The 25,083-nt window shown below is 32.9% G+C and carries 27 protein-coding genes; 25 read left to right on the top strand and 2 right to left on the bottom strand.

From position 1 onward, the window contains the following. Nucleotides 1–105: 105 nt before the first annotated feature. From minC to KQH81_RS11165, 18 genes are all read left to right on the top strand, one after another. Entirely contained in the window at nt 106–738 is a 633-nt protein-coding gene (gene minC, locus KQH81_RS11250) for a septum site-determining protein MinC (RefSeq protein WP_027638600.1), read from the top strand. A 22-nt stretch (nt 739–760) separates the two neighbouring features. Then, nucleotides 761–1,558 (top strand): septum site-determining protein MinD, encoded by a 798-nt coding sequence (gene minD, locus KQH81_RS11245; RefSeq protein WP_027638601.1) that lies wholly within the window; start codon nt 761–763, stop codon nt 1,556–1,558. 17 nt (nt 1,559–1,575) lie between these two features. After that, a complete protein-coding gene (gene minE / locus KQH81_RS11240; protein WP_027638602.1) occupies nt 1,576–1,833 on the top strand; it encodes a cell division topological specificity factor MinE in 258 nt (85 codons plus the stop codon). A 102-nt stretch (nt 1,834–1,935) separates the two neighbouring features. Further along, on the top strand, nt 1,936–3,039 hold the full coding sequence (gene rodA / locus KQH81_RS11235; protein ID WP_027638603.1) for a rod shape-determining protein RodA: 1,104 nt from the start codon (nt 1,936–1,938) through the stop codon (nt 3,037–3,039). Between the two features lie 20 nt (nt 3,040–3,059). Then, complete coding sequence (mgsA, locus tag KQH81_RS11230; RefSeq protein WP_027638604.1) at nt 3,060–3,431, top strand: methylglyoxal synthase; 372 nt, start codon at nt 3,060–3,062, stop codon at nt 3,429–3,431. 174 nt (nt 3,432–3,605) lie between these two features. Then, on the top strand, nt 3,606–4,424 hold the full coding sequence (locus KQH81_RS11225) for a murein hydrolase activator EnvC family protein (RefSeq protein WP_027638605.1): 819 nt from the start codon (nt 3,606–3,608) through the stop codon (nt 4,422–4,424). A gap of 12 nt (nt 4,425–4,436) precedes the next feature. Next, complete coding sequence (locus KQH81_RS11220; protein WP_027638606.1) at nt 4,437–5,288, top strand: M50 family metallopeptidase; 852 nt, start codon at nt 4,437–4,439, stop codon at nt 5,286–5,288. Between the two features lie 180 nt (nt 5,289–5,468). Further along, the gene (locus tag KQH81_RS11215) at nt 5,469–7,334 is read left to right on the top strand and encodes a TIGR03960 family B12-binding radical SAM protein (protein ID WP_027638607.1); all 1,866 of its coding nucleotides are present in this window, start codon (nt 5,469–5,471) and stop codon (nt 7,332–7,334) included. Further along, nucleotides 7,309–8,007 (top strand): TIGR03936 family radical SAM-associated protein, encoded by a 699-nt coding sequence (locus KQH81_RS11210; RefSeq protein ID WP_027638608.1) that lies wholly within the window; start codon nt 7,309–7,311, stop codon nt 8,005–8,007. The genes KQH81_RS11215 and KQH81_RS11210 overlap by 26 nt, the downstream gene beginning before the upstream one ends. A 30-nt stretch (nt 8,008–8,037) precedes the next feature. Continuing rightward, complete coding sequence (locus KQH81_RS11205; protein ID WP_230028315.1) at nt 8,038–9,486, top strand: Rne/Rng family ribonuclease; 1,449 nt, start codon at nt 8,038–8,040, stop codon at nt 9,484–9,486. 131 nt (nt 9,487–9,617) lie between these two features. Next, nucleotides 9,618–9,932, top strand: coding sequence for a 50S ribosomal protein L21 (rplU, locus tag KQH81_RS11200; protein ID WP_022788074.1), 315 nt, complete (start codon nt 9,618–9,620; stop codon nt 9,930–9,932). A 2-nt stretch (nt 9,933–9,934) separates the two neighbouring features. Beyond that, entirely contained in the window at nt 9,935–10,303 is a 369-nt protein-coding gene (locus KQH81_RS11195; protein WP_027638610.1) for a ribosomal-processing cysteine protease Prp, read from the top strand. 4 nt (nt 10,304–10,307) lie between these two features. After that, entirely contained in the window at nt 10,308–10,610 is a 303-nt protein-coding gene (gene rpmA / locus KQH81_RS11190) for a 50S ribosomal protein L27 (RefSeq protein ID WP_027638611.1), read from the top strand. Between the two features lie 149 nt (nt 10,611–10,759). After that, nucleotides 10,760–12,034: a GTPase ObgE gene (gene obgE, locus KQH81_RS11185; RefSeq protein WP_027638612.1), complete on the top strand. Its 1,275-nt coding sequence runs from the start codon at nt 10,760–10,762 to the stop codon at nt 12,032–12,034. A gap of 15 nt (nt 12,035–12,049) precedes the next feature. Next, nucleotides 12,050–12,358, top strand: a complete 309-nt coding sequence (yhbY, locus tag KQH81_RS11180; RefSeq protein WP_027638613.1) for a ribosome assembly RNA-binding protein YhbY — start codon at nt 12,050–12,052, stop codon at nt 12,356–12,358. Continuing rightward, the gene (gene nadD, locus KQH81_RS11175) at nt 12,358–12,972 is read left to right on the top strand and encodes a nicotinate-nucleotide adenylyltransferase (RefSeq protein WP_027638614.1); all 615 of its coding nucleotides are present in this window, start codon (nt 12,358–12,360) and stop codon (nt 12,970–12,972) included. Before yhbY ends, nadD begins: the two co-directional genes overlap by 1 nt. Before the next feature lie 5 nt (nt 12,973–12,977). Further along, nucleotides 12,978–13,565 (top strand): bis(5'-nucleosyl)-tetraphosphatase (symmetrical) YqeK, encoded by a 588-nt coding sequence (yqeK, locus tag KQH81_RS11170; protein WP_027638615.1) that lies wholly within the window; start codon nt 12,978–12,980, stop codon nt 13,563–13,565. Next, nucleotides 13,558–14,454, top strand: coding sequence for an RluA family pseudouridine synthase (locus KQH81_RS11165; protein ID WP_027638616.1), 897 nt, complete (start codon nt 13,558–13,560; stop codon nt 14,452–14,454). The genes yqeK and KQH81_RS11165 overlap by 8 nt, the downstream gene beginning before the upstream one ends. 111 nt (nt 14,455–14,565) lie before the next feature. On the opposite strand, the gene KQH81_RS11160 is transcribed toward KQH81_RS11165, so the two are convergent. Then, a complete protein-coding gene (locus KQH81_RS11160) occupies nt 14,566–15,789 on the bottom strand; it encodes a D-alanyl-D-alanine carboxypeptidase family protein (RefSeq protein WP_207637081.1) in 1,224 nt (407 codons plus the stop codon). A gap of 164 nt (nt 15,790–15,953) precedes the next feature. Between KQH81_RS11160 and KQH81_RS11155 the strand changes: the two genes are divergently transcribed. The 7 genes from KQH81_RS11155 (at nt 15,954) to rlmD (ending at nt 23,727) form a co-directional block, all read left to right on the top strand. Then, the gene (locus KQH81_RS11155; RefSeq protein WP_027638618.1) at nt 15,954–16,586 is read left to right on the top strand and encodes a ComEA family DNA-binding protein; all 633 of its coding nucleotides are present in this window, start codon (nt 15,954–15,956) and stop codon (nt 16,584–16,586) included. A gap of 82 nt (nt 16,587–16,668) precedes the next feature. Continuing rightward, nucleotides 16,669–17,697 carry a selenide, water dikinase SelD gene (gene selD, locus KQH81_RS11150; RefSeq protein WP_407647290.1) on the top strand — a complete coding sequence of 343 codons (1,029 nt, stop codon included), beginning with the start codon at nt 16,669–16,671 and terminating at the stop codon, nt 17,695–17,697. Nucleotides 17,698–17,710: 13 nt separating this feature from the next. After that, on the top strand, nt 17,711–19,099 hold the full coding sequence (selA, locus tag KQH81_RS11145) for an L-seryl-tRNA(Sec) selenium transferase (protein ID WP_027638620.1): 1,389 nt from the start codon (nt 17,711–17,713) through the stop codon (nt 19,097–19,099). A 2-nt stretch (nt 19,100–19,101) separates the two neighbouring features. Next, a complete protein-coding gene (gene selB, locus KQH81_RS11140) occupies nt 19,102–21,009 on the top strand; it encodes a selenocysteine-specific translation elongation factor (RefSeq protein ID WP_074844529.1) in 1,908 nt (635 codons plus the stop codon). Nucleotides 21,010–21,345: 336 nt separating this feature from the next. Beyond that, nucleotides 21,346–21,591 carry an Asp-tRNA(Asn)/Glu-tRNA(Gln) amidotransferase subunit GatC gene (locus tag KQH81_RS11135; protein ID WP_027638622.1) on the top strand — a complete coding sequence of 82 codons (246 nt, stop codon included), beginning with the start codon at nt 21,346–21,348 and terminating at the stop codon, nt 21,589–21,591. Nucleotides 21,592–21,935: 344 nt separating this feature from the next. Continuing rightward, the gene (locus KQH81_RS11130; protein WP_027638623.1) at nt 21,936–22,361 is read left to right on the top strand and encodes an RDD family protein; all 426 of its coding nucleotides are present in this window, start codon (nt 21,936–21,938) and stop codon (nt 22,359–22,361) included. 10 nt (nt 22,362–22,371) lie between these two features. Further along, nucleotides 22,372–23,727 (top strand): 23S rRNA (uracil(1939)-C(5))-methyltransferase RlmD, encoded by a 1,356-nt coding sequence (gene rlmD / locus KQH81_RS11125; protein ID WP_027638624.1) that lies wholly within the window; start codon nt 22,372–22,374, stop codon nt 23,725–23,727. A gap of 81 nt (nt 23,728–23,808) precedes the next feature. On the opposite strand, the gene KQH81_RS11120 is transcribed toward rlmD, so the two are convergent. Further along, complete coding sequence (locus KQH81_RS11120; RefSeq protein ID WP_230028314.1) at nt 23,809–25,029, bottom strand: site-specific integrase; 1,221 nt, start codon at nt 25,027–25,029, stop codon at nt 23,809–23,811. Nucleotides 25,030–25,083: the final 54 nt, after the last annotated feature.

Genomic DNA, 25,083 nt, shown 5'->3' with positions numbered 1-25,083 from the left:
TAAAAGTTCTTTACTGGATTTTTATATTTAATTAGAATTTTTGAAGGAATTTACTAAATTAATGTTGAAATATATAGATTAGGTTATTTTGTTGGAGGTATTTCTATGAAAGATGACGGAATAATGATAAAAGGAAATAAAGATGGGTTAATTGCTGTGATAAATACAGATAAGTTCCAAGATTTTGATTCTATAGTAGAAGCCTTGGTAGCAAAACTCCAAAGGGGAAAAGGCTTTTATAAGGGCTTTACTATAAAATTAAGTATGGATACAAGCAATGTTACTCATAGAGAGCAATCAAACTTAAAGAATCTTCTTTTTGATGAGTTCAAAATCATGGATTGTATTTTTGAAAATAAGCAGGATAAAAAGGACAAAGTCTTTCAAGGAATATATGAAGGAAGAACTAAATTTATAAGAAAGACAGTTAGAGGGGGACAGTGTATAAAGTACGTAGGAAATGTAGTTATAGTTGGGGATGTAAATGCAGGAGCTGAGATTTACGCTGGTGGAAATATAATGGTTTTAGGAACTATCAGAGGACACGTTCATGCAGGATATACCGGAAACGAAAAATCTATAATAGGGGCTTTTTGTATGCAGCCAGAAATAATACAAATAGGCAGTATAATAACAAGAGCACCTGAGGGAGGAGAAAAGCCACCCTACCCGGAAATAGCGAAGATAAAAGATGGTGCAATAGTAGTTGAACCATATATACTTAATAAATACATATAAATTGAATTTTGGAGGTAAGAAAATGGGAGAGTCAATTGTAATAACATCAGGTAAAGGTGGAGTTGGAAAGACAACAACCACTGCAAATATAGGAACAGCTTTAGCAGCGTTAGGAAAATCTGTTGTTGTTGTAGATGGAGATACAGGGCTAAGAAATTTAGATGTGTTGATGGGATTAGAAAATAGAATAGTTTATACTATCATGGATGTCATGGAAAATAGATGCAGACTTAAACAAGCTCTTATAAAAGATAAGAGACTGCCTAACCTATTTATGCTTCCTACAGCTCAGACTAGGGATAAAAATGATATATCCACATCACAAATGCTATCATTAGTTACAGAACTAAAAAAGGAATTTGATTATGTTATAATTGATTGTCCAGCAGGTATAGAGCAGGGATTTGAAAATGCTATAGTTGGAGCAGATAGAGCTATATTAGTAGTAAATCCAGAAATCACTTCAGTAAGAGATGCTGACAGAGTTATTGGAAAACTTGAAGCAAAAGGCTTAGAAGATTATGAGGTAATAGTAAATAGATTAAATTATGATATGACTAAAAAAGGCGATATGCTGGATGTAAGTGATATCGTAGAAATACTTTCTGTAAAACTTATAGGAGTAGTTCCTGATGATAGAAATATAACAGTATCTACAAATAAAGGAGAGCCTATTGTTTTAGATGATAAAGCTTTAGCTGGAAAGGCCTTCAATAATATAGCCCGTAGGATTTTAGGAGAACAAGTTCAATTATTAGACCTAAAACAAACATCGGAAAGTGGTTTTATGGGAGTATTTAAAAAACTATTTAAGAAATAGATTGGAGGCGTAGAACCGTGGATTTTATGAAAATGTTTGGGAGACAAAAGTCTAAAGATGTAGCAAAAGATAGATTAAAACTTATACTTATAAATGATAAGGGAGATTTGCCTAAAGACGTCCTAGAAAAGATGAAAAATGAGATACTTTTAGTAATATCAAAGTATGTAGAGTTTGATAGTGATGATGTTGAAATATCTCTAAGCAGAATGGATAGTGAGCAAGAGTCCTCACCGGCTTTAGTTGCAAATATACCTATTAAACACCTTAGATAAAGTTAAGATTAATTGCCTATTAAGTTTGTAAAATATCATAGAATTTTAAGATTTATGTGATATACTAAGATATGAAATCTTAAGATTTGGAGGAATTTTGCTATGTTTAATAATTTTAAGCTAGATTCAAAGCTAATCAGAGAGTTAGATTTTGGCATACTTATAGCCTCCATAATGATAATGCTCTATGGTATTTTAAACATATATACTGCAACAGGAGTTAGAGACGCAGAAAAGCAGTTTATATGGCTGATTTTAGGGCTTATAGCTATTTACTTTATTCTTCTTGTGGATTATAAAATAATAGAGAATTACGTTCCTATTATTTATTGGATTTCTGTACTTCTTCTTGTGTATACTGAGTTTAAAGGAGTAACCATAAATGGAGCTACAGGATGGATAAAGTTTGGACCTATAGGTTTTCAGCCTGCAGAGCTTGCAAAGATATCTATAACCCTTATGCTTGCTAAAAAGCTTGATGATATGGACTGTAAAATAAATGATGTACGAAACTTTCTTATATTGTGTGTTTATGCATTAGTCCCAATGCTTCTTATAGTCAAGCAGCCAGACATGGGTATGACCATGGTGTGTTTCTTTACTGTTTTGGGTATAGTATTTTTAGCTGGTCTCAACATAAAAATTATAATTGGAGGACTTATGTCATTAACTATAGTTGTAGCTTTAGTGTGGAATTCTCCTATTATGAAAAATTATTGGAAGAATAGACTTACTCTATTTTTAAATCCAGCAGCAGATCCTCTTGGAGGAGGAAGACAGTTGATTCAATCTATGATAGCTATAGGTTCTGGTGGAGTCCTTGGAAGCGGACTTTCTCACGGAACAAGCTATTCCGCACAGTTTGTGCCTGAAAAACAGACTGACTTCATATTTGCTGTTTTAGGAGAGCAGTGGGGACTTATAGGGGCATTATTATTATTGGTTTTGTATGGCATATTTATATATAAGGCCATCAATATAGGAAAGACTTCTAAGGACATATTTGGAAGAATAGTATGTGGTGGAATAATTGCTTCATGGCTATTTTCTATACTACAGAATATAGGAATGACTATAGGTATTATGCCTATTACAGGAATAACCCTTCCTCTTATGAGCTATGGAGGAAGTTCCGCTCTGATAAATTTCATATCTATAGGACTGATACTGAATATAGGTATGAGACGAAAGAAAATTAATTTTTAGCGGTGAAGGGGGAGAATGTTATGAGAATTGCTCTTATAGCACATGACAAGAAAAAAGATGACATAATAGAATTGGCAAAAAGATACAAAAACCTATTAGAGGAACATGAGCTCTTTGCAACCGGTACTACTGGTAAGCTTATATCAGAGATAGTTGGGCTTGATGTTCAAAGATTTTTATCAGGACCACTTGGAGGCGACCAACAGATAGGGGCAAAGATAGCTGAAGGAGAAATGGATTTGGTAATCTTTTTAAGAGATCCGCTTACAGCTCAGCCTCATGAACCTGATGTATCGGCTTTAATCAGATTATGTGATGTTCATTGCATTCCAGTAGCCACTAATTTGGGAAGTGCAGAGATATTTATGTCAGCACTTAAAAAAACTAGATAATAAGTTTTTAGATATAAGAAATCCTAAGATTTCTTATATTTTTTTGCATAAAAATCTATTTCCTTCAATATATATTATAGTGATTTATTTTACGGATAAAAGAAAAGTTTCGTGAAATCCATTAGTTTATCATTAACACATAGCAATCTATTGATTTGTTAGGGGGAAGAGTAAATGGGAAAATACAATGATGCCTACAAGAGTTATTATAATGAGATAGTATCAAAGGAAGGACGAGGAAGTGTTAGATACAATAATGGCAAAAATACAGGAGGCTTTAGTTATAGAGAAAATGCTAAAAATATAAAAGGTAAAAAAATTACACCTCAGCGTCTTATAAATATCTTAATATTTCAATTGGCAGGCACGGCAGCTTTGTTTGTTGTTATACTATTTTGTAAGACTTTCACTACTGCCCAGACAGAAAAAATATATGACTATGCTAAGGATACAGTAAAAACATCCTTTGACTACAATGGTGCTATAGCTCAAATAAAATCTTTTGATTATAAAGCAGCTTATGACAGTGCAGAAACCTATATAGAAAATATAAAATCAAAATATTTAGGTGGGGATAATGTTATAGAGACAACCAGCAAAAATTTTAAGGCGCCTATAAAAGGGGAGGTAATTGGGAAATATGGAAGTGCTCAAGATTTAGGATGGGTAGGATACAAAAATGGAATAGTAATAAAATCATCAGAAAATTCGAAGGTTACAATTGCGTCGAAAGGCACGGTTAGAGAAGTTGGGAACAGTGAAGCTTTAGGAAACTATATAATAGTTGATCATGGTGAAGGATTAGAAACGGAGTACGGAAATTTAAAAGATGTGAATGTAAAAAGAGGAGATGAACTTGAAGAAAATGCGGAGATAGGCACAAGCGGAGGAAAAGGAAATCTTTCCTCAGAACATTTATACTTTGGTTTGTTATATATGGGAGCGCCTAAAGATCCGGAAAAGTATATCAAGTTCTATGACCAATCTATATAGTGGGAGATATGAATGGTAAAAATAAATAAATTATTTATACCCTATGTAATAATATTAATTTTTGCAGGGTTTGGATATAGTTTTTTGGTGGCCTTTTTTTGGATAGTACTTCATGAAACAGCCCATATTATAGTAGCTAGATATTTAGGAATAGATAATATAAAAATGCACTTTATACCTATGGGCACATATATAGAATCAAAAATGTTTGATGAAACTAAGCCTAAAGAAGATATAATAATATCTTTAGCAGGGCCACTTACTAATATAATTATGGCTGCTTTTTTATATAATGTTTATAAATATTTTCCGAGTAATATAATAAAGGTGAGTTTTGACACAAATCTTGTGTTTGGGATTTTTAATCTGATGCCAGCTTTCCCATTAGATGGAGCTAGAATATTGAGAGCAGTATTAAGCAGAAAGATAATGTATAAGAGGGCAAATAAAATTACTGTAAAATGTAGTTTGATAACAGGATTTTTATTACTTGGATATTTTATTTTTTTGCTAATTTTAGGTAAAGTAAATTTAAGCATAGGACTCATAGCATTTCTTATAATAGCCATATCCTATAAAGAACGAGAAAGGATAATGTATATAATAATGGGAGATATAATAAGGAAGAAAAGAAGATTTCTAAAGGACAGCTATATAGAAAATAAAACTATATCTGTATATTATAAAAAAGATCTTATAACAGTTTTAGGATTAGTGGACAAGAATAAATACAATTTATTCACTCTGCTAGATGAAGAGATGAAAGTTGTAGATATACTTACAGAATACGATGTTTTAGAAGGACTTAAACTCTACGGAAATATCACTATAGAAGAGTTTTTGAAGATAAGGGATGAAAAATAGAGGTGGCACTTTTATATCACAAGTAATGTGTGTGGTGTATCATGTGTCACCTTAATTACTTTACAAGTTAACTATTCATTTTTATAATAATATGATAGAATATAATATATTCGGGAAGCATTAAAATTATGCTTCCTTCTTTAATGAATGGGATTAAAATTTTTCCAAGGAGGAAATCTAATGATTAAAAACTTAGATGACATTTTATTTAGAGTTGAAAAACCTGCTAGATATATAGGAGGAGAAATAAACTCTGTATATAAAGATAAAGAAAAAGTAGATATAAGATTTGCTTTCTGCTTTCCAGATGTATACGAAGTTGGAATGTCTCACTTAGGAAGTAAAATTCTTTATCATACTATAAACGAAAGAGAAGACACTTATTGCGAGAGATCTTATGCTCCATGGCCAGATATGGAAAAACTTATGAGAGAGAATAATATCCCTCTTTATACTTTGGAGACTAAAGATTCTTTAAAAGAATTTGATATTTTAGGATTCAGTCTTCAATATGAAATGAGTTATACAAACATATTGAATATGTTAAATATGAGCGGAATAACAATAAGAGCTTCTGAAAGAGGAGAGGATGAGCCTATAGTAATGGCTGGAGGACCTTGTGCTTACAATCCAGAACCTCTTCATGATGTTATAGACTTCTTTGAACTGGGCGAAGGTGAAGAAGTTATGAATGATGTACTTGATGTGTACAAAGAGTTCAAGGAGCAAAAGAAAAGCAAAAAAGAATTTTTAAGAGAGATATCAAAGATAAGAGGAGTATATGTTCCTTCACTATATGAAGTTACTTACAATGAAGACGGAACTATAAAGGAATTTAAACCTAAATATGATGATGTTCCTAAAACTGTCAAAAAGAGATTCATAACTAATTTTGATAGAGTGAGTTTTCCAGATAAGTTTTTAGTTCCATATACTGAAATAGTTCACGATAGAATAATACTTGAAACTTTCAGGGGATGTACAAACGGATGCAGATTCTGTCAGGCAGGAATGATATATAGACCTATAAGAGAAAAGAGCTGCAATACTTTAATGGAAGATGCAGCAAAGCTTTTAAAAACTACGGGTTATGATGAAATATCTCTTAGCTCTTTAAGTATATGTGACTATTCTGATATACAAAAGCTTATAAACGGCCTAATAGAAAAGTATGCAGAGGAAAAGGTAGGAGTATCACTTCCATCTATAAGAATAGATGCATTTTCGGTAGATCTTATAAAGGAAATACAAAAGGTTAGAAAGACAGGGCTTACCTTTGCTCCAGAGGCAGGAAGTCAGAGAATGAGAGATATCATAAATAAAGGTGTAACAGAAGAGAGAGTTCTCGAAGCATCAAAATCAGCTTTTGAATCAGGATGGTCTGCAATAAAGCTATACTTTATGATAGGACTTCCTTATGAGACAATGGAGGATGTAGCTGGTATAGCTCACCTTTCCGATAAGGTTACTGAGGAATACTTTAAGGTTCCAAAGACAGTTAGGAACAAAGGCCTTAGGGTTACAGCAAGTACATCTATATTTGTACCAAAGCCATTTACTCCATTTCAATGGGCACCACAAGATAAAATGGAAGATGTAGGAGAAAAAATTAAGACAGTAAAGACTTCTATAAAGAGCAGAGCTGTTTCTTACAACTATCATGAATCTATAGTTTCTTACATGGAAGCTGTGGTAGCAAGAGGTGATAGAAGGATTTGTGATGTCATAATCAAAGCTTATGAAAAAGGTGCTAAGTTTGACGGATGGTCTGAATACTTTAACTATGACTACTGGAAAGAAGCTATGGATGAGTGTAATGTTTCAGGAGAATTCTATGCTTATAGAGAGAGAAGCTACGAAGAAATACTTCCTTGGGACTTCATAGATATAGGGGTAAATAAATCTTACCTAGTTAAAGAAAATGAAAAGGCAAAGAATGCAGCACTTACTCAAAACTGCAGATTAGGATGTACAGGATGCGGAGTAAATGTAAACTTTAAAGAAGGGAAGTGTTTTGAAGGTGCGTTACTTGATCAAGTTTTCTAAAGAAGACAGCATAAAATTCATATCACATCTAGATTTGATGAGAACTATACAAAAAATTATAAGAAGGGCAGACCTTCCTGTTGAGTATTCAAAGGGATTTAATCCTCATATGTCATTATCTTTAGCTCAACCGCTATCAGTTGGAATGAGCTCAAAGGGAGAATACATGGACTTAGTACTTGTAGAGGAATTAAACGAGGAATTCATCAAGGAAAAATTAAATGAAAGTGCTCCTATGACAATAAGAATAATTGAGGTTACTAAGGTTATTCAGCTTACAGAGAAAAAAGTTCCACCTTCAATGGCGATTATAGACAGAGCAAATTATAGTATGAAACTTCCTGTGGAAGATGGTAAAGCGGCAGAAAAAGCTCTTACAGCTATTTTAGAAAAACCATCATGGGTTACTATAAAGAAAAGCAAAAAAGGTGAAAGAGAAATAGATATAAGACCTCTTATAAAAGAGATAAAGTATTGGCTTAAAGATGACTATTTAGTTATGAACTGCACTTTAGCTTGCGGAAGCAGAGAGCATTTGTCACCAGATCTTCTAAGCACTTATATAAAAAATAACTGTGAAGGATTTAATGGCGAAAGATTTACTTATATAGAAAGAAATGAATTGTATGCAGATAAAAATGGAAACTTTGTGCCACTATACAAATATGTTTAAAGCTTTAAAGGCGTTAGAAAGGGTACTTCTATGAGAGAAATTTTTATAGAAAAGAATGAGGCGCTAAGGCGTGTAGCTATAAAAGAAAATGGCAGACTCCTAGAATGTCGTATAGAAGAGGAAACTAATGAGCCTTCTGTAGGTGAAATTTACAGAGGAGTAGTAAAAAATATAGTTCCAGCCATAAAAAGTGCCTTTGTTGATATAGGCTATGAAAAAAATGCTTATATGTACTTAGGAGAAGAGATAAATGGATACGTGAAAAAAGGTCAGGAAGTCTTGGTAGAGATTATAAAGGAAGAGCTGAACTCTAAAGGAGCAAAGGTCTTTCCTTTTATAAACATACCAGGGAGATATGTTGTTTTATGCAATAAAGATGCTGAAATAAGTTTTTCTCAAAAGATAAAGAATAAGGAGTTCAAAATCAACACTGCAAAAGAACTTCAGGGGTTAATTCCTATAGGTGTAAAGATTAGGACTCAAGGTGAAAATGTATCTTTAGACCTTGTAAAGCAGGAGATATTAGATTTATATAAAGAATATGAAGCCATAGAAAAAGAGTTTAAATTCTCTATAAAGCCTAAAAAGCTTTACGGTGATAGTTCTATAGTAAGTAAGATACTTAGAGATTGTGTCAATGATAATACTTCAACTATATTTGTTGATAGTGAAGAGGATTATAATACAGTAGAAAAGTACATGAACAGAAAAGAAGATATGAAAGCTAAACTTCAACTTTATGATGGTCATAGAAATTTATTTGATTACTATGGAATAGAAAGAGAGATTTTAGCCTTAAGAAATCCAAATGTTCATCTTCAATGTGGAGGATCACTAGTGATTGAGCATACAGAAGCTATGTATGTGATAGATGTGAACTCTGGAAAGAATACAAAGGCTTCTAATATGGAAAATACGGCTTTCATAACAAATAGCGAGGCGGCTTCTGAGATAGCAAGGCAGATACGTCTTCGAAATTTAAGCGGCATAATTATAATAGACTTTATAGATATGATACATGAAAATCACAAAGAAAAAATTATTGAGCTTTTGGAAAAAGGTTTTAGAGGAGATAAAAATAAGACGGTCATATATAAACTTACGGAGCTTAATCTTGTACAAATAGCTAGAAAGAGAAATGGAAAAACCATATATGAGTATATGGAAGAGCCATGCAAGGTATGCGGTGGCCATGGAAAGAAGCTTAAAATGTCCTATATAACTCTTTTGATCCATAATGAAATATTAAAAAAGGATGCAGAAAGTGTAGTTAAAGACATTTATATAGAGATCAATAGTCTCTATAAGGAAGCTATAGAAGAAGATTTATTTACTTTCTTAAAAGATATTGAAGCTTTAGATAAAAACATATATTTAAACTTCGTGCAGGAAGTAGAGTACTTTAAAGTAGAACCGCTTATATTTCATAGTCAAATAGAAAATCTAAAAGGTTACAAAGTAACCTTAGATAATTTATAAAAAAACTTTACAACACTAGTTAAATGTGTTAAAATGGCTTTTGTAGACCGCACGCGAAGGGTTTTTTATTTAAACATTCCATTAGGGGATGTACCTCAGTTGGCGAGACTGGATTGAGGAGGTGTTTTAGAATGTACGCAGTATTAAAGACAGGTGGAAAGCAATACAGAGTTCAAGAAGGAGACGTAATATTCGTTGAAAAATTGAATGCTGAGGTTGATTCAACAGTTGAATTAACAGAAGTTCTTGCAGTTACTAAGGAAAACGGAGAATTCGTAGTTGGAAACCCAGTTGTAGCTGGAGCTAAGGTTGTAGCAAAGGTTGCTTCTCAAGGTAAGGCTAAGAAGGTTATAGTTTTCAAGTATAAGCCTAAGAAGGACTATAGAAGAAAACAAGGACATAGACAACCATTCACTAAACTAGTAATTGAGAAAATAGAAGCATAATTATGATAAAGATAGTTTTGCAGAAAAAAGGCGATAATATTATTGCTTTTGATATTTCAGGTCATGGTGTGAGTCAAGCGGAATTAGACAGCGCCATAGGCGATGCTTATGATTTAGTTTGCAACACAGTATCTGTACTTTCTCAAAGTATTATAATAGGAATGGAAGAGGTTTTACATATAGAGCCTCAATATTCAATAAAAGATGGTTACTTGAGTTTAAGCCCATTAGAAGGCAAAAGTATTGAGTTATCTCAGGTGCTTTTAAAAACCTTTGAAAAGAGCTTAGAGAGTACCATAAAAAGCTTAGATATAAGTTTTGGATGTAAAAAACGTAAAGAATATATAAACCTTATTGAGAAGGAGGTGTAGTGATATGCTAATAATGAACCTTCAGTTATTCGCTCACAAAAAGGGAGTAGGTAGCTCAAAGAATGGTAGAGACAGTGAATCAAAGAGACTTGGAGTAAAGTGCTCTGATGGACAATTTGTACTTGCTGGACACATATTAGTGAGACAAAGAGGAACAAAAATCCACCCAGGAACAAATGTTGGAATAGGTAAGGATGACACTCTTTTCGCTAAAGTTGATGGACTAGTTAAATACGAAAGAGTTGGAAAAGACAAGAAGAAGGCTAGCGTTTATCCTATAAACGTAGAGGAAGCTTTAGCTGAATAATAAATCAAAAGCACCCTTGTGAGAGGGTGCTTTTTTAAAATTACAAAACTAAAAATTAATATTGAACCATATGAATTTTATATTAAAGAATAAGAGAAATGGTTATATTAAATAATGAAACTAATGTAGAAAAGAAGGTGAATTATATTATGTTTATAGATAGAGCGAAAATATTTGTGAAATCTGGAGATGGTGGTCATGGATCTATATCTTTTAGAAGAGAAAAGTATGTACCTCTAGGAGGTCCAGACGGCGGAGACGGCGGACGAGGCGGAGACGTTATACTAGTTGCGGATAGAAATATGACAACCTTATTAGACTTTACATATAAGAGAAAGTACGTAGCAGAAAAGGGCGGTAATGGAGAAGGCTCTAAGTGTTACGGTAAAGATGGAGAAAAGCTTATAATAAAGGTACCTATGGGAACCATTGTAAAGGACCAAGAAAGCGGAAAAATAATGGCTGACCTTTCTCATGAAGGTGATACTTATGTTGTTTGTAGAGGTGGAAAAGGCGGAAAAGGAAATGCTAAATATGCAACTCCTACAAGACAGGCACCTCAATTTGCAGAGCCTGGAATGCCTGGAGAAGAGAGATTCATAGTACTAGAATTAAAGCTTTTAGCTGACGTAGGATTATTAGGATTCCCTAACGTTGGGAAGTCTACTTTATTATCAATGGTATCTAAAGCTAGACCAAAGATAGCAAACTATCACTTTACAACTTTAAAGCCAAATCTAGGTGTTGTAAGTATGCCAGGAATACAAAACTTTGTAATAGCTGATATACCAGGAATTATAGAGGGAGCAGCAGAAGGTGTAGGACTTGGTCTTGATTTCTTAAGACACGTAGAAAGAACAAGAGTTTTAATCCACGTGGTAGATATATCAGGAGTTGAGGGACGTGACCCAATAGAAGACTTCTTAAAGATAAATGAGGAGCTTAAAAAGTACAGCATAAAACTTTGGGATAGACCACAGATAGTTGCGGCAAATAAGAGCGATATGTTGTTTGATGAAGAAGTATATGAAAACTTCAAGAAAAAAGTAAATGAACTTGGATATGATAAAGTATTTAAGATTTCTGCAGCTACAAATGAAGGTGTATCAGACCTTATGAAGGAAGCAGCAAGACTTCTAAGTGAAATTCCAGTTAAGGATCTAGAGATAGATGAAACTGAAAAGTTCATGCCAGAAGAAAAGAAATTTACTTATGAAATCAATGTAGAAGATGGAGTATACGTGATAACAGGTACCTTTGTTGATAGGCTTTTACTAGCTGTCAATGTAAATGATCCTGATTCATTAAGATATTTCCATAAGGTTCTCAGAAATAAGGGAATAATTGATGAACTTGTTTCAATGGGAATAGAAGACGGCGATTATGTAAGACTTAATGATTTTGAATTTGAATTTTTATTGTAGTTTGTAGGAGGATATATGATAACAAGTAAACAAAGAGCTTATTTAAGAGGGCTTGCACAAGAGATAACTCCAATATTCCAGCTTGGAAAAAACGGAATAGAAGATAGCTTTGTAAAGCAGATAGATGATGCCTTAGAAGCTAGGGAACTTATAAAGCTTACAGTACTTAAAACTAGCGGATATACTGCTAGAGAAGCGTCAGATGCTATATGTGAAGAGCTTAATTGTGAGGGCGTTCAGGCTATCGGAAGCAAAGTTGTTCTTTATAGAAAATCTCAAAAGAAACCTAAAATAGAATTACCAAAGGCACCAAAGAGCGAGTAATGAGAAAGATAGGAATATTAGGCGGAACTTTTAATCCTATCCATAATGGACACATTCATATAGGTAAAGAAGCCTTAAAAGCTTTAGCTTTAGATGAGGTTATATTTGTACCAACAGGAAGACCGCGTCATAAACTTAATGACGCGGCTCTTCTAAATGGAAATTTAAGATATCGTATGGTGAGTCTTGCCATACAGGGACATAATAATTTTGATTTAAGTGATTATGAGATAAATAAAGAAGGATTTTCCTTTACCTATGAAACCTTAAAATATTTCAATGAGATTTATAAAGATAGCCAACTTTATTTTATATCCGGGGCAGACTGCCTTATAAATATATACAAATGGAAAAACGTAGCTGATATATTTAAAAGAGCCACTCTTGTGGTATTTAATAGGCCAGGGTTTTCTAAAGATGATATTATTGCACAGAAAAAAAAGGTGGAAGAAGAGTTTAATACAAAAATTATATTTTTAGATATAAAACCACTAGAGATATCTTCTACAGATATAAGGAAAGCTATAAAGGATCATGATGAAATACAAGATATAATTCCAATGTCGGTTATGAAGTTTATAAAAGAAAATAATCTCTACGAGTCTCAGGAGTGATAATTATGTGGAATGAAGAAATGATAAAAGATTATTTAAAGAAGCATTTGAAAGAATCTAGATATAAGCATGTTTTAGGTGTTGTAGAAACTTCTGAAAAGTTAGCAGAAATTTATGGAGCAGATAAAAATAAAGCAAGGTTTGCTGCGCTTATTCATGATCTGGCTAAAGGAAGAAGTGATGAAGATCTCATAAAAATAACTGGTGAAAACGGTTATGATATATGTTATGAAGAGAGAAGATCACCTCAACTTTTACATGGGCTTGTTGCTGCTATAATAGCTAAAAATGAAATGGGTATAGAAGATAATGAAATTTTAAATGCTGCATCTTTTCATACAACAGGAAAAGCTAATATGACACTGCTTGAAAAGATAGTGTACATAGCCGATTATATAGAGCCAAATAGGGACTTTCCGGGAGTTGAAAAGCTTAGAGAAATAACTTTTCATAATTTAGATAAAGGAGTACTTCAAGGCTTTGACAATACTATAAAGTTTGTAATAGACAGGAAAGAAATACTTCATCTAAAGACTATTGAGGCAAGGAATTATTTATTACAGGAAGTCATTAAAGGAGACACAGGTGAATAAAGTAGTTGAAACAGTACCTAAGGAATATGATGAAAAGAAAATAAGAGAATTTTTAAAAGAAAAACTTCAAATGTCTACTAGATTTATAAGAAAAGCAGCTATAGATAAGAGGATTTTAGTTGACAGACAAAAGGTTAAGCTTGATTATGTTTTAAAGGAAGGACAGACCATAGAGATAATCCTTGATAAGAAGGAAACTCAAGATATTCTTCCTGAGAATATGGACCTTGAAGTTGTATATGAAGATGATAATATATTAGTGGTGAATAAACCTCCTTTTATGGTAGTTCATCCTACTAAAAGTCATCCAACAGGAACTTTAGCCAATGGAGTCATAGGATACTTTCGTGAAAAAGGTGATGATTCTATAGTGAGACTTGTAAGCAGACTTGATATGAATACTTCGGGTCTTATAATAATAGCTAAAAATCAATTTTCTCATATGGCTTTGTCAAGAGATATGAAGGAAGATACTTTCAAGAAAATCTATCTTGCTATAGTTCATGGAAAGATGTCAGAAGAAAGTGGTACTATAGACCTTCCAATATATAGACCTACAGAAGATGCTATAAAAAGAGTAGTAGATGAAAGAGGGCAAGAGAGTATTACTCACTATAAGGTTATAGAAACTTATGATAATGCTCAGCTTCTTCTTCTTGAATTAGAGACTGGAAGAACTCATCAGATAAGAGTTCATTTAAGTCATTTAGGATGTCCTATATTTGGAGATACCTTATATGGTACTGAAGATGAAAATTTCATAGGAAGACAGGCACTTCATGCTCACAAACTTGAGATACCTCATCCTAAGGATGGAAAGGTAATAGGTTTTAAGTGTGATATGCCCGAAGATATGAAAAATCTTATAGAGAAACTAAAGAAAAATTAAAGAGAAATTACATCCCATCAATGTGGATATAACCACAAGATGGGATTATTTTTTTAAAACAAAAAGATATGCTCTATAAATAATTTTACAAAACATATCAATACATTTAAGTTATCTTTTCTTTTTAAATTTTTTCTGTAATTGCCTTAAGCGCTTACGCTTTTTAAAGTTGTGTTTCAATAATATCAAAATTATAGAAATTACTATACATATACCTAGAAGTCCATATATACCAAAACTTAAACTATCTTTCAACTTTGAGGATATAGCTTTTACCTCTTCTCTATCACCGCCGCTTATAACAGCTAAATTTCCGATGTTTTCACCATTTAAACTTATATTAGCTGTGGTAATTTCATCACCACGCTTAAAAGACATAGTAGAAAGTTTTGACTCATCTATATTTATAGAAGGCTTTATAACTTTATCATCCTTAGAAGTAACATAGTAAAAGTCTTCGCTGGCCAAAAGAGGTATACTATTTTTTTCATCGCTAAAGTCCTTTATTTTGTCACCTTTAGAGAAAAGCTTAACTAATTCAAAATTATTAAAACCATATTCAAAGAGACTCTTGGAATCATCAAAGTATCTGTCCTTATTATCAGTATGAAGTATGGAAACAATCAATGTCATGTCGTCTTTTTTGGCTGCTGACACAAAGCTATGCTTTGCTTGAATTGTATACCCAGTCTTACCACTTATAATAGGCTCATAGTATATAGAAGAGTCTTTTAAAAGAGGTCTTATTCTATTATTTACCCATCTTTCTGAAGAAACCTTATCTGTATTTTTTATAACATAATGGGGCTTTTGAGTTATGCTCAGGAATTCAGGATATTTTATTGCTTCAGCCATTATAAGACTCATATCTTTTGCTGATATGTAATGGTCATCTTCATACAATCCACTTGGATTTTTAAAATTTGTATTGGTAGCTCCAAGCTCTTTAGCCCTTTTGTTCATAAGAACTGTAAAGTTTTTAACTGAACCGCTTACATATTCTGCAAGAGCCACAGCTGCATCATTGCAAGAACCAATAAGAAGAGTGTTTAAAAGATCCTCAACAGTCATTGTCTCTCCTTCTATAAGTCCAAGAGCAGTACCATCTGTATTTGGAGGGTTTTTTCCTATAGTAACCTTGTCTGATAAATTCCCATTTTCTAATACAATTAAGGCTGTCATAATCTTTGTAGTAGATGCTGGTGGCAATGGTTTATCCATATTTTTTTCATAAAGTATTTCATGAGTCTTTGCATCCATAAGCACTACACCTTCACCTAATACCTCAGGAGGAGCTGCTTTTGCACTGCATGGAATGTTTATATTAAGTAACATAAATAACGTTAAGATAAAAATACTAAGTTGTCTCATTCTATTCACTCCAAATTAATTTAATTTTAAACCATAGTAAAAGTATACCAAAAATTAAGGAAAACTGCGATAAATTTTTTTGGCTTTTGTCAATAATATTAAGATAGACTTAAGAAAGGGGAAAAGTTATGAAAAAGAAGGACAAATATATAGGAGGCATTGTTATAGCTTCACTAATCGTTATAGGTATAATAATAGGATATTTCAAATCTCAGCCTAAGGTTTACAAAGATGAAGATATATTTGTTGATGTGCCTGTTTCAAATGAAAATAAAAGCACTGCAGTATCTGCATCTAAAGATAAAGTAGTAGTTGAGGTAAAGGGTGAGGTAAAGAATCCTGATGTTTATATAATGGGTACAGATTCCATAGTAAAGGATCTTATTTTAGAAGCTGGAGGAATTACAGAGAAGGGAGATCTGTCTCATGTAAATCAAGCAATGACATTAAAAAAGGGAGATTGTATAACTATACCTTCAAAGGCAGAGGATAATGGAGAAGCATCTGGAACACAAGGTACACCATCTAACAATGTAGCTTCATCTCAAAGTGCTAAAACTCCTAGTGGGAAGATTGATGTGAATAGAGCCTCAAAGGAAGAATTAAAGTCAGTTCCAGGTATAGGTGACGTTACTGCGGGGAAAATAATAGACTATAGGGAAAAGAACGGCCCTTTTGGATCTTTAGATGATCTTAAAAAAGTTGGCAGAATAGGCGACACAACTCTTAAAAAATTTCAGGATTATTTGGAAGTCAGGTAGTAATTTGCCCTTTCACCCGTTCACAAGGATTACAAAATAATATATAATTGTGTATGAGATTAAAAGTAAAGGGGTGCTACTGATGAATAAAAGATTAACAGAACTTACAAAAACCTCTGGATGAGCAGCTAAAATAGGGCCGGAGACCCTTTCAAAGATACTTGACAAATTACCAAAGATGAAAGATGACAATTTAATAGTAGGCATTGAAACTAGTGATGATGCCGCAGTATATAAATTAAGTGACGATATAGCAACAATTCAAACATTAGACTTCTTCACACCTGTTGTTGATGATCCATATACTTTTGGACAGATAGCAGCAGCAAACTCTTTAAGCGATGTATATGCTATGGGAGGAAAACCTATAGTTGCACTTAATATAGTATGTTTTCCGAACTGTTTAAATATAGAAATCCTTGGAGAAATTTTAAAAGGTGGAGCAGATAAAGTTATAGAATCTGGTGCTGTAGTTGTTGGAGGACATACAGTACAAGATGATGAGCCTAAATTTGGTCTATCTGTTACAGGAGTTGTACATCCAAAGAAGGTATTAAAGAATTATGGATGCCAAGAAGGTGATGTTTTAATAATTACAAAACCTCTAGGTGTTGGAATAGTAAATACAGCTATAAAGGGAGAAATAGCTTCAAAAAAGGTATATGACGAAGCTGTAAAATGGATGTCTACTTTAAACAAATATGCGGGAGAAATCATAGTGAATTATGATATTCATGCATGTACGGACATAACAGGCTTTGGGATAATGGGACATGGATATGAAATGGCTGAAGGATCTAATATGACTTTAAAGCTAAACAAATCATCCATACCATATATAGAAGAAGCAAAGGAATATGCTGAGATGGGACTTGTGCCAGAAGGCTCATACAATAATAGAGCTTATCTTGAAGGTAAATATGACCTTAAAGATATAGAGCCTTGGATGGAAGATATAATATTTGACCCACAGACCTCAGGTGGACTTTTAGTGAGTCTTTCCAAAGAGGAAAGTGCAAAGCTTATGAAAGAGTTTGAAGAAAAGAATATTCCAGCATGGATTATAGGAGAAGCTGCAAAGAAAGAAGATAAATATATAGTTGTTCAGTAATTAGGAGGATAATATGAATAAAGGATTACTTAGAAAATTACCGAAGATAGATGAGCTTCTTTTAAATGAAGAGGTAAACAAGAACATAGAAGAGTATGGAAGAAATTTAGTGTTAGATACCTTAAGGGAATCCATAGATGCTGTGAGAAAACAGATATTAAATGGAGAAATAGAGGATTTTCAGCTTGAGGAAGTCGTAAGTCTATACAAGAGTCTTCTAAACAGAAAGTTGAGACCTCACCTTACTAAAGTTATAAATGGAGCAGGAATTGTAATACATACAAACTTAGGTCGTTCACTTTTATGCGAAGATGCAGTAAAGGCTGTAGAGATGGTATCAAAGAGCTACAACAACTTAGAGTATGATTTAGAAAAGGGAGCTAGAGGATCTAGATATAGCCACATAGAGGACTTGTTAAAGAAGATAACAGGGGCTGAAGGTGCCCTTGTAGTAAACAACAATGCTGCAGCCGTAATGCTAGTATTAAATACACTATGTGAAAATAAAGAAGCCATAGTTTCTAGAGGACAGCTTGTAGAAATAGGTGGTTCATTTAGAATACCAGAGGTTATGAAATTTTCAAGAGCTGAGTTGGTAGAAGTGGGAACTACAAATAGAACGCATCTTTATGATTATGAAAATAATATAACAGAAAACACAGGGGTACTTTTAAAGGTTCATACTTCAAACTTTAAGGTTCTTGGATTCACAGAAGAAGTACCTTTAGAGGAATTAGTAGAGCTTGGACATAAAAACTCCATTCCTGTAATAGAAGATATAGGCAGCGGAGTATTGGTGGATTTATCCAAGTATGGATTTATATATGAGCCAACAGTTCAACACAGTATAAAAAAGGGGGCAGATGTTGTTACCTTTAGTGGAGACAAGATGCTTGGAGGCCCACAAGCTGGGATAATAGTAGGTAAAAAAGAATATATAGAAAAGATAAAAAAGAACCAAATCACAAGAGCACTTAGAATAGACAAAATGACACTAGCTGCATTAGAAGCTACTTTGAGATGTTACCTAGATGAAGAAGAAGCAATAAAGAAGGTTCCAACTTTAAATATGATGCTGAAACCATCAGAGGAAATTAAAAGAGATGCTGATAGGCTTAGAAGAAAGCTTCAAAATGCATCAAAGGCTTTCACTTTTAAGGTAGGCGAAGACCGCTCAATGGTAGGAGGGGGATCTATGCCTACAGAAACCATGGGAACTTATGTAGTGAAGGTTACAAGCTCTAAGTACAGTGATAAAGAAATAGAAAATTATCTAAGAGGATATGAAACCCCTATAATAGTTAGAGTTTACAATGGAGAAGTGCTTATAGATGTAAGAACACTTCAAAAGGGTGATGATAGCGTTATAGCTAGTGCATTTAAAAACATGGGAGAGGAATAAATATGAAGCACATAATAATAGGTACAGCAGGACATATAGACCATGGTAAGACTACACTTATAAAAGCACTTACAGGAAGAGAAACTGATACAACAAGAGAGGAAAAGGAAAGAGGAATATCTATAAATTTAGGATTCACCTTTTTTGACCTGCCATCAGGAAGAAGAGCTGGAATAATAGACGTACCAGGCCATGAAAAGTTTATAAAGAACATGCTTGCTGGTGTGTCCAGTGTTGATGTGGTGGTACTTGTTATAGCAGCAGATGAAGGAATAATGCCTCAAACAGAAGAGCATTTAGAGATATTACAGCTTTTAAACGTGAAGAAAGGTATTGTTGCTCTTACAAAGTGTGATTTAGTAGATGAAGAATGGCTTGAGATGATAACAGAAGATATAAAGGAAAAGTTCAAAGGAACTTTCTTAGAAGGAAGCAAAATAATTCCTGTATCATCTAAGACTAAAAAAGGAATAGATGAGCTTATAGCTGAACTTGATAGAGCCACTGAAGAAGTAGAATCTAAAGATACAGAAGGTCATTTTAGACTTCCTATAGATAGAGTATTCTCTATAAGCGGTTTTGGAACAGTAATAACAGGAACAGTCATAAGTGGAAGAATAAAAGAAGGGGATTCTGTATGCATCTATCCATCTATGGTAGAAGGAAAGATAAGAAATATACAGGTTCATGATACTGACGTGGAGATGGCAGAGGCAGGACAAAGATGTGCCTTAAATATAGCTGGCGTAAAGAAAGACCAGATAGACCGAGGAAATGTGGTTTCACTTTCTCATATGATGGAACCTTCTATGATAATAGATTGCAAATTATATCATATAAAGAGTGCAGAAAAACCAATAGAAAATCGTCAAAGAGTAAGACTATATCATGGTACTTCTGAGATATTGTGCAGAGTTATAATCTTAGACAAAGAAGAGATAAAGCCTGGAGAAAGTGCTTATGTACAGCTTAGACTGGAAGAACCTCTTACATGTCAGAGAAACGACAGATATGTAATAAGGTCCTATTCTCCAATGCATACTATAGCAGGAGGCAGTATAATAGAGCCTGTAGCTAAAAAGGCAAAGAGATTTAGCGAATCATATATAGAAGAACTTAAGATAAAAGAAAGTGGAAAAGCAGAAAGTATCATAGAAAAGACTGTTGAAAATCTATCTTCCTCCTATCCTACGGCGGCAGATATAGTAAAAGCTTTAGGAAAGAATGAAGAAAATATAGAGGAAAAACTTGCTGATCTAAAGGAAGATGGCGCTATAATTGAGCTTAATTCTTTAGATAAGGCTGTCTATATACACAAGAATTTCTTTAAGAAAAAGATAGAAGAAATCGAGGCTATGCTTACAAAGTTCCACAAAGAAAATCCTCTAAAAGGTGGTATGTCTAAAGAGGAGATTAAAACTAAGATTTTCTCAAAGAATTTAAAACAGAAAAATTATGATGAGATATTAGATTTATATGAAGATAGAAGATCTATAAAACAGATAAACAATCTTTTAAGCCTTTATGATTTCGAGATCGTCTATTCCGAGCCACAGAAAATAATGAAGGATTTAATTTTAAAATCATTTAAAGAAGGTGCTTTTGCTCCTCCGAAGTTTGAAGATCTTTCAGCAAAAGAAAAAGACAAAAAAGCCTTTAAGATGGTGTTTGATTCATTAATAGATAGCGGAGACCTTGTACGAATCGGAGATGATTTGATTTTCTTAAAAGAGCATTATGAAAATGCAAAGAATTTAGTGAGAGAGCACATCATTAAAAACGGGGGAATAACTCCAGCTGATGGAAGAGAAATACTGAATTCCTCAAGAAAGTATGTGGTAGGTCTTTTAGAACACTTTGATACAATCAAATTAACTAAGAGACTTGAAGATAAGAGAGTGCTTTACTAGATTTAGTGAAGAGTGAATAGATAAAAGTTAAGAGTTAAGAGTTGGGGGCATGGCCCCCTTTTTTATTTGGATAGATAAGATTTAAGAGTGAATAGTTAAAAGTTAAGAGTGAATAGTGAAGAGTTGGGGGGAATTTCTCCATTTTGGGTAGGTAAAAAGACAGGGGTTAATGGAGGCGTGGACAACTTTTGATTAAGGTAAGTTAATGAGGAGGATATTACAACACTGCTTAAATATTCGGAATTTTTAGAAAAGAATAAGAGGAATTAGTTGGAATCATATAGAATATAAATATAAGAATAAAACTAATCTTATATTTAGAATGGGGGAAAAGGTATGGATAAACTTTATTACTGCGTTGATTGTAGAAGAGTTTTTAGAGAGGATATTTGTCCTTATTGTGGAAGCACAAAAATTAAGGAATTAGTTGTTAATGCTCCTGTAAATATCTTAGGAACCAAACTAAAGGGGAAAATCATGAAGATAGGCAAAGACGAAGTGAAGGTCATACATGTGAATGCTGAAACTAAAGAGAAGTATATAAAGAGTTATTCAATAGAAAAATTAAAGAAGGTGCTATAAAAAGCAGCTTGCACTTAAAACCTCTCTATAATATATATTATAAAGGGGTTTTTTTATTGAAAAGGGGAAAAATATTTATAAAGAATAAAAAAACTAAAATTGTTACAAAAAATTTTTTTTATGGCATCTATAACCATATTGTAGGGGATAAAGCTAGCTATTATAATGGTCATAAAATATTATGTATTTGTAAACAAAACCTAATAAAATCAAGGGGTCATTAGGTGTGTTTACATCAAAGTTAAAATATAGTATAGTTATAAAAGTGATGTATAAATAATTTATCATAAAAGTATTTATTTTTATTAATGTTATATCATATAAATTAGGAGGCTTTATAGAATATGAGTGAAAAAGATATGAATAAGGATGAAATCCAAAAAGAAGAGACTAAGGAAACAGAAGAAGTTATTGAAAACGAAAGTGAAGAGATACTTGTAGAGGAAACTTTTGTGTCTGGAGAAGAAATAAAAGAAGAACCTAAAAAGAATAAAAAGGGATTTATGGCAAGATTAGAAGCTATTATAGTGGATGAACTTATTATAGGAGCATCTGCATATATACTACTTTTAATTTTTGATTTAATAATAAGATTTGGATTAGGATACTATGTATCAAATATGGTATCTATGTATCTAGTATTCTTTATACTAGTTTCAATTGTTTACCCATTAATAATGGAATGCAGCAAGTTTGGCAATACTATTGGAAGAAAAATATCAGGTTTCGAAGTAGTAGAAGCTAAGGAAGTAGAAGAAAACAACAATTAAGGAGAAACCAATGAAAAAAGGACAAGAAATTGAAGTATTAATAGACAAAACGGAATTTGGAGCTATAGGCGTAGGCTCTTTAGAAGATAAAACTATCTATGTGAAGGGAGCATTTCCCGGGCAAAGAGTGAAGATGAGAATAAGCAAAAAGAAGAAGGATTATGCTGAAGGAAAGCTTGTAGAAGTTATAGAAAAAGCTCCTTATGAAATAGATGCACCATGTCCACATTTTGGACCATGCGGCGGTTGTGTAAGCCAAAACCTTCCTTATGAAAAGCAGTTAGAGCTTAAAGTTGAGGAAGTAAAAGAGCTTTTCAATAAAGCAGGAGTCTCCTTTGGAGATTTTCAAGGCATAGAAAAAAGCCCAAATGACTTTGGTTACAGAAACAAGATGGAATACTCCTTTGGAGATATGAAAAAGGATGGACCTCTAGAACTTGGAATGCATGCAAAAGGAAGTCCATTCTCAGTAATTACAGTAGATAAATGTCTGCTTGTAGATGAGGACTTTAGAACAATTTTTAGCTATACTCTAAATTACTTTAGAGAGAGAAATCTTCCTCACTACAAGATAAGAAACCACGAAGGTTATCTAAGACATTTTATCATAAGAAAAGGAATCAACACTAATGAATTACTAGTAAACCTAGTTACTTCATCTCAAATAGAAGAGGATCTAACTCCTTATGTGGAAGGACTTAAAAAGCTAGAACTTAAAGGCACCCTAAAGTCTATAATACATACTACAAATGATTCATTATCAGATGCAGTAATTCCAGAAAAGGTAGATATACTTTTTGGAGAAGACCACATAAATGATGAGCTTTTAGGTCTAAAGTTTAAAATATCACCATTTTCTTTCTTCCAAACAAACACTAAAGGAGCAGAGAAGCTTTATTCCATAGTGAAAGATTTCATGGAAGATGCAAAGGATAAGGTAGTATTTGACCTTTACTGCGGTACAGGAACCATAGGCCAAATAGTAGCCGGCAATGCAGAGAAGGTAATAGGTATAGAACTTATAGAAGAAGCAGTAGCTGCAGCTAACGAAAATGCAAAGCTAAACGGTCTAAACAACTGTACCTTCATAGCAGGTGACGTTGCAAAGGTCATCACAGAAGTAAAAGAAAAACCAGACCTAATAATCCTAGACCCACCAAGAAGTGGAGTACACCCAAAAGCCCTAGAATACGTAGTGAAATTCAACGCTAAAGATATCATCTACGTATCCTGCAACCCAAAGACTTTGGTAAGTGATCTGAACTACTTGACTAACCATGGCTATGAAGTGGTGGCGACTAGATTAATGGATATGTTTGCCAATACACCACATGTAGAAACTGTGGTGAAGCTAATCAAGAGATAGCAAGGGTTTAAGATATGAAATAGATGTGAAAATATATGATTTGTTGCCTAATTGTTGCCCTGATTTTTATCTGGGCAACAATTATTTTTTTGCAGCTTTCTCAAATATGTTAACAGATTCGTTAGACATTTGTTCTGTATCATGTGTATAGGTATCTAATGTAGTCTCAATTTTAGCATGGCCCAGTCTAGTCTGAACATCTTTGATGTTAGCACCATTTTCAATTAATATTGTTGCGTGAGTGTGTCGCAATGAGTGAAAGTTAAATACTATTCCTAGTTCATGATGAATAATTCTAGACGCATACTTAAATGATTCAGATGTTATAAATTCACCATTTTCTTTAGTATTAACAAAATTAACTTTTTCAAGAGGCATATTAAGAGAAAGTGGAGATGAATAAATTCTAGTGATCTCAGTATTATCTATTACCTCTGTTTTTTTGTATTGCTGTATAAAATGTTCTCCGTATTTTAATCTGTTTTCTAGTTGCCATTTTTTCTGTAATCTTAAAGCGTTAACCAGTGTTTCACCAATTTTAATTGTTCTTACTGATGAAGAAGTTTTGGTACTACCAAAGCACATAGAAGATTCTCTTTTATATAGAATTTTATTTATATTTACAGTTGAATCTTCGAAATTAATATCATCCCATGTTAGCCCCATAACTTCACCGATTCTGCATCCTGTATAGTATCCTAGCATGAGAGAAATATAAAAAGACGATCCTAGTGGAAATCTATTAAGTATTCTTTTAAAATCATCAGCTGATATAATTTTATGATTAGTTTCTAATTTTGAATATTCATATTTAGGTGGTCTAATATATTGCATTGGATTATCTTTTATAAACTTATAAGGGTGTACTGAATATTTTAATGAACTACTTAAAACATTTATTAAATTTGAAAGATAGTTCTTTGAATATCCATCTTTAAACTTGCTATTTACGAATTCTTGTAATATTGAAGGTGTAAGAGATTTAAGTGCATAAATACCAAGAGTAGGTTTAATATGAGTTTCTATAATCATTTTATAATTTTTTTGAGTATTGTATTTACAGTTAAGTAATACATAATGTTCGTACCAATAATCCATATAATCAGAAACTGATATATTTTTGGGCTCAAAATGTAAACCAGCATTGTTATATTTAGCTAATGCAGCAGTACCAGCTTCTAGTGCCTCTTTCTTAGTTCTAAATCCACTCTTACTTATTCTATTTCGCTTACCTTCGATTTTAGCTCCTTCAAAGCTATATTGCCATTTTGAACCACGTTTTGTAACATTGACAGTAGCCATAAAATCACTCCTTTTTTTTAATAATTATAAAAAATGTAAAATAGTCACATAAAA

The organism is Clostridium cadaveris (genome assembly GCF_020911725.1).
In the GTDB taxonomy this organism is placed as follows: Bacteria; Bacillota; Clostridia; order Clostridiales; family Clostridiaceae; genus Clostridium_X; species Clostridium_X cadaveris.
Note: the sequence above shows the minus strand (reverse complement) of the source record. Positions and strands in the feature narration are given on the sequence as shown.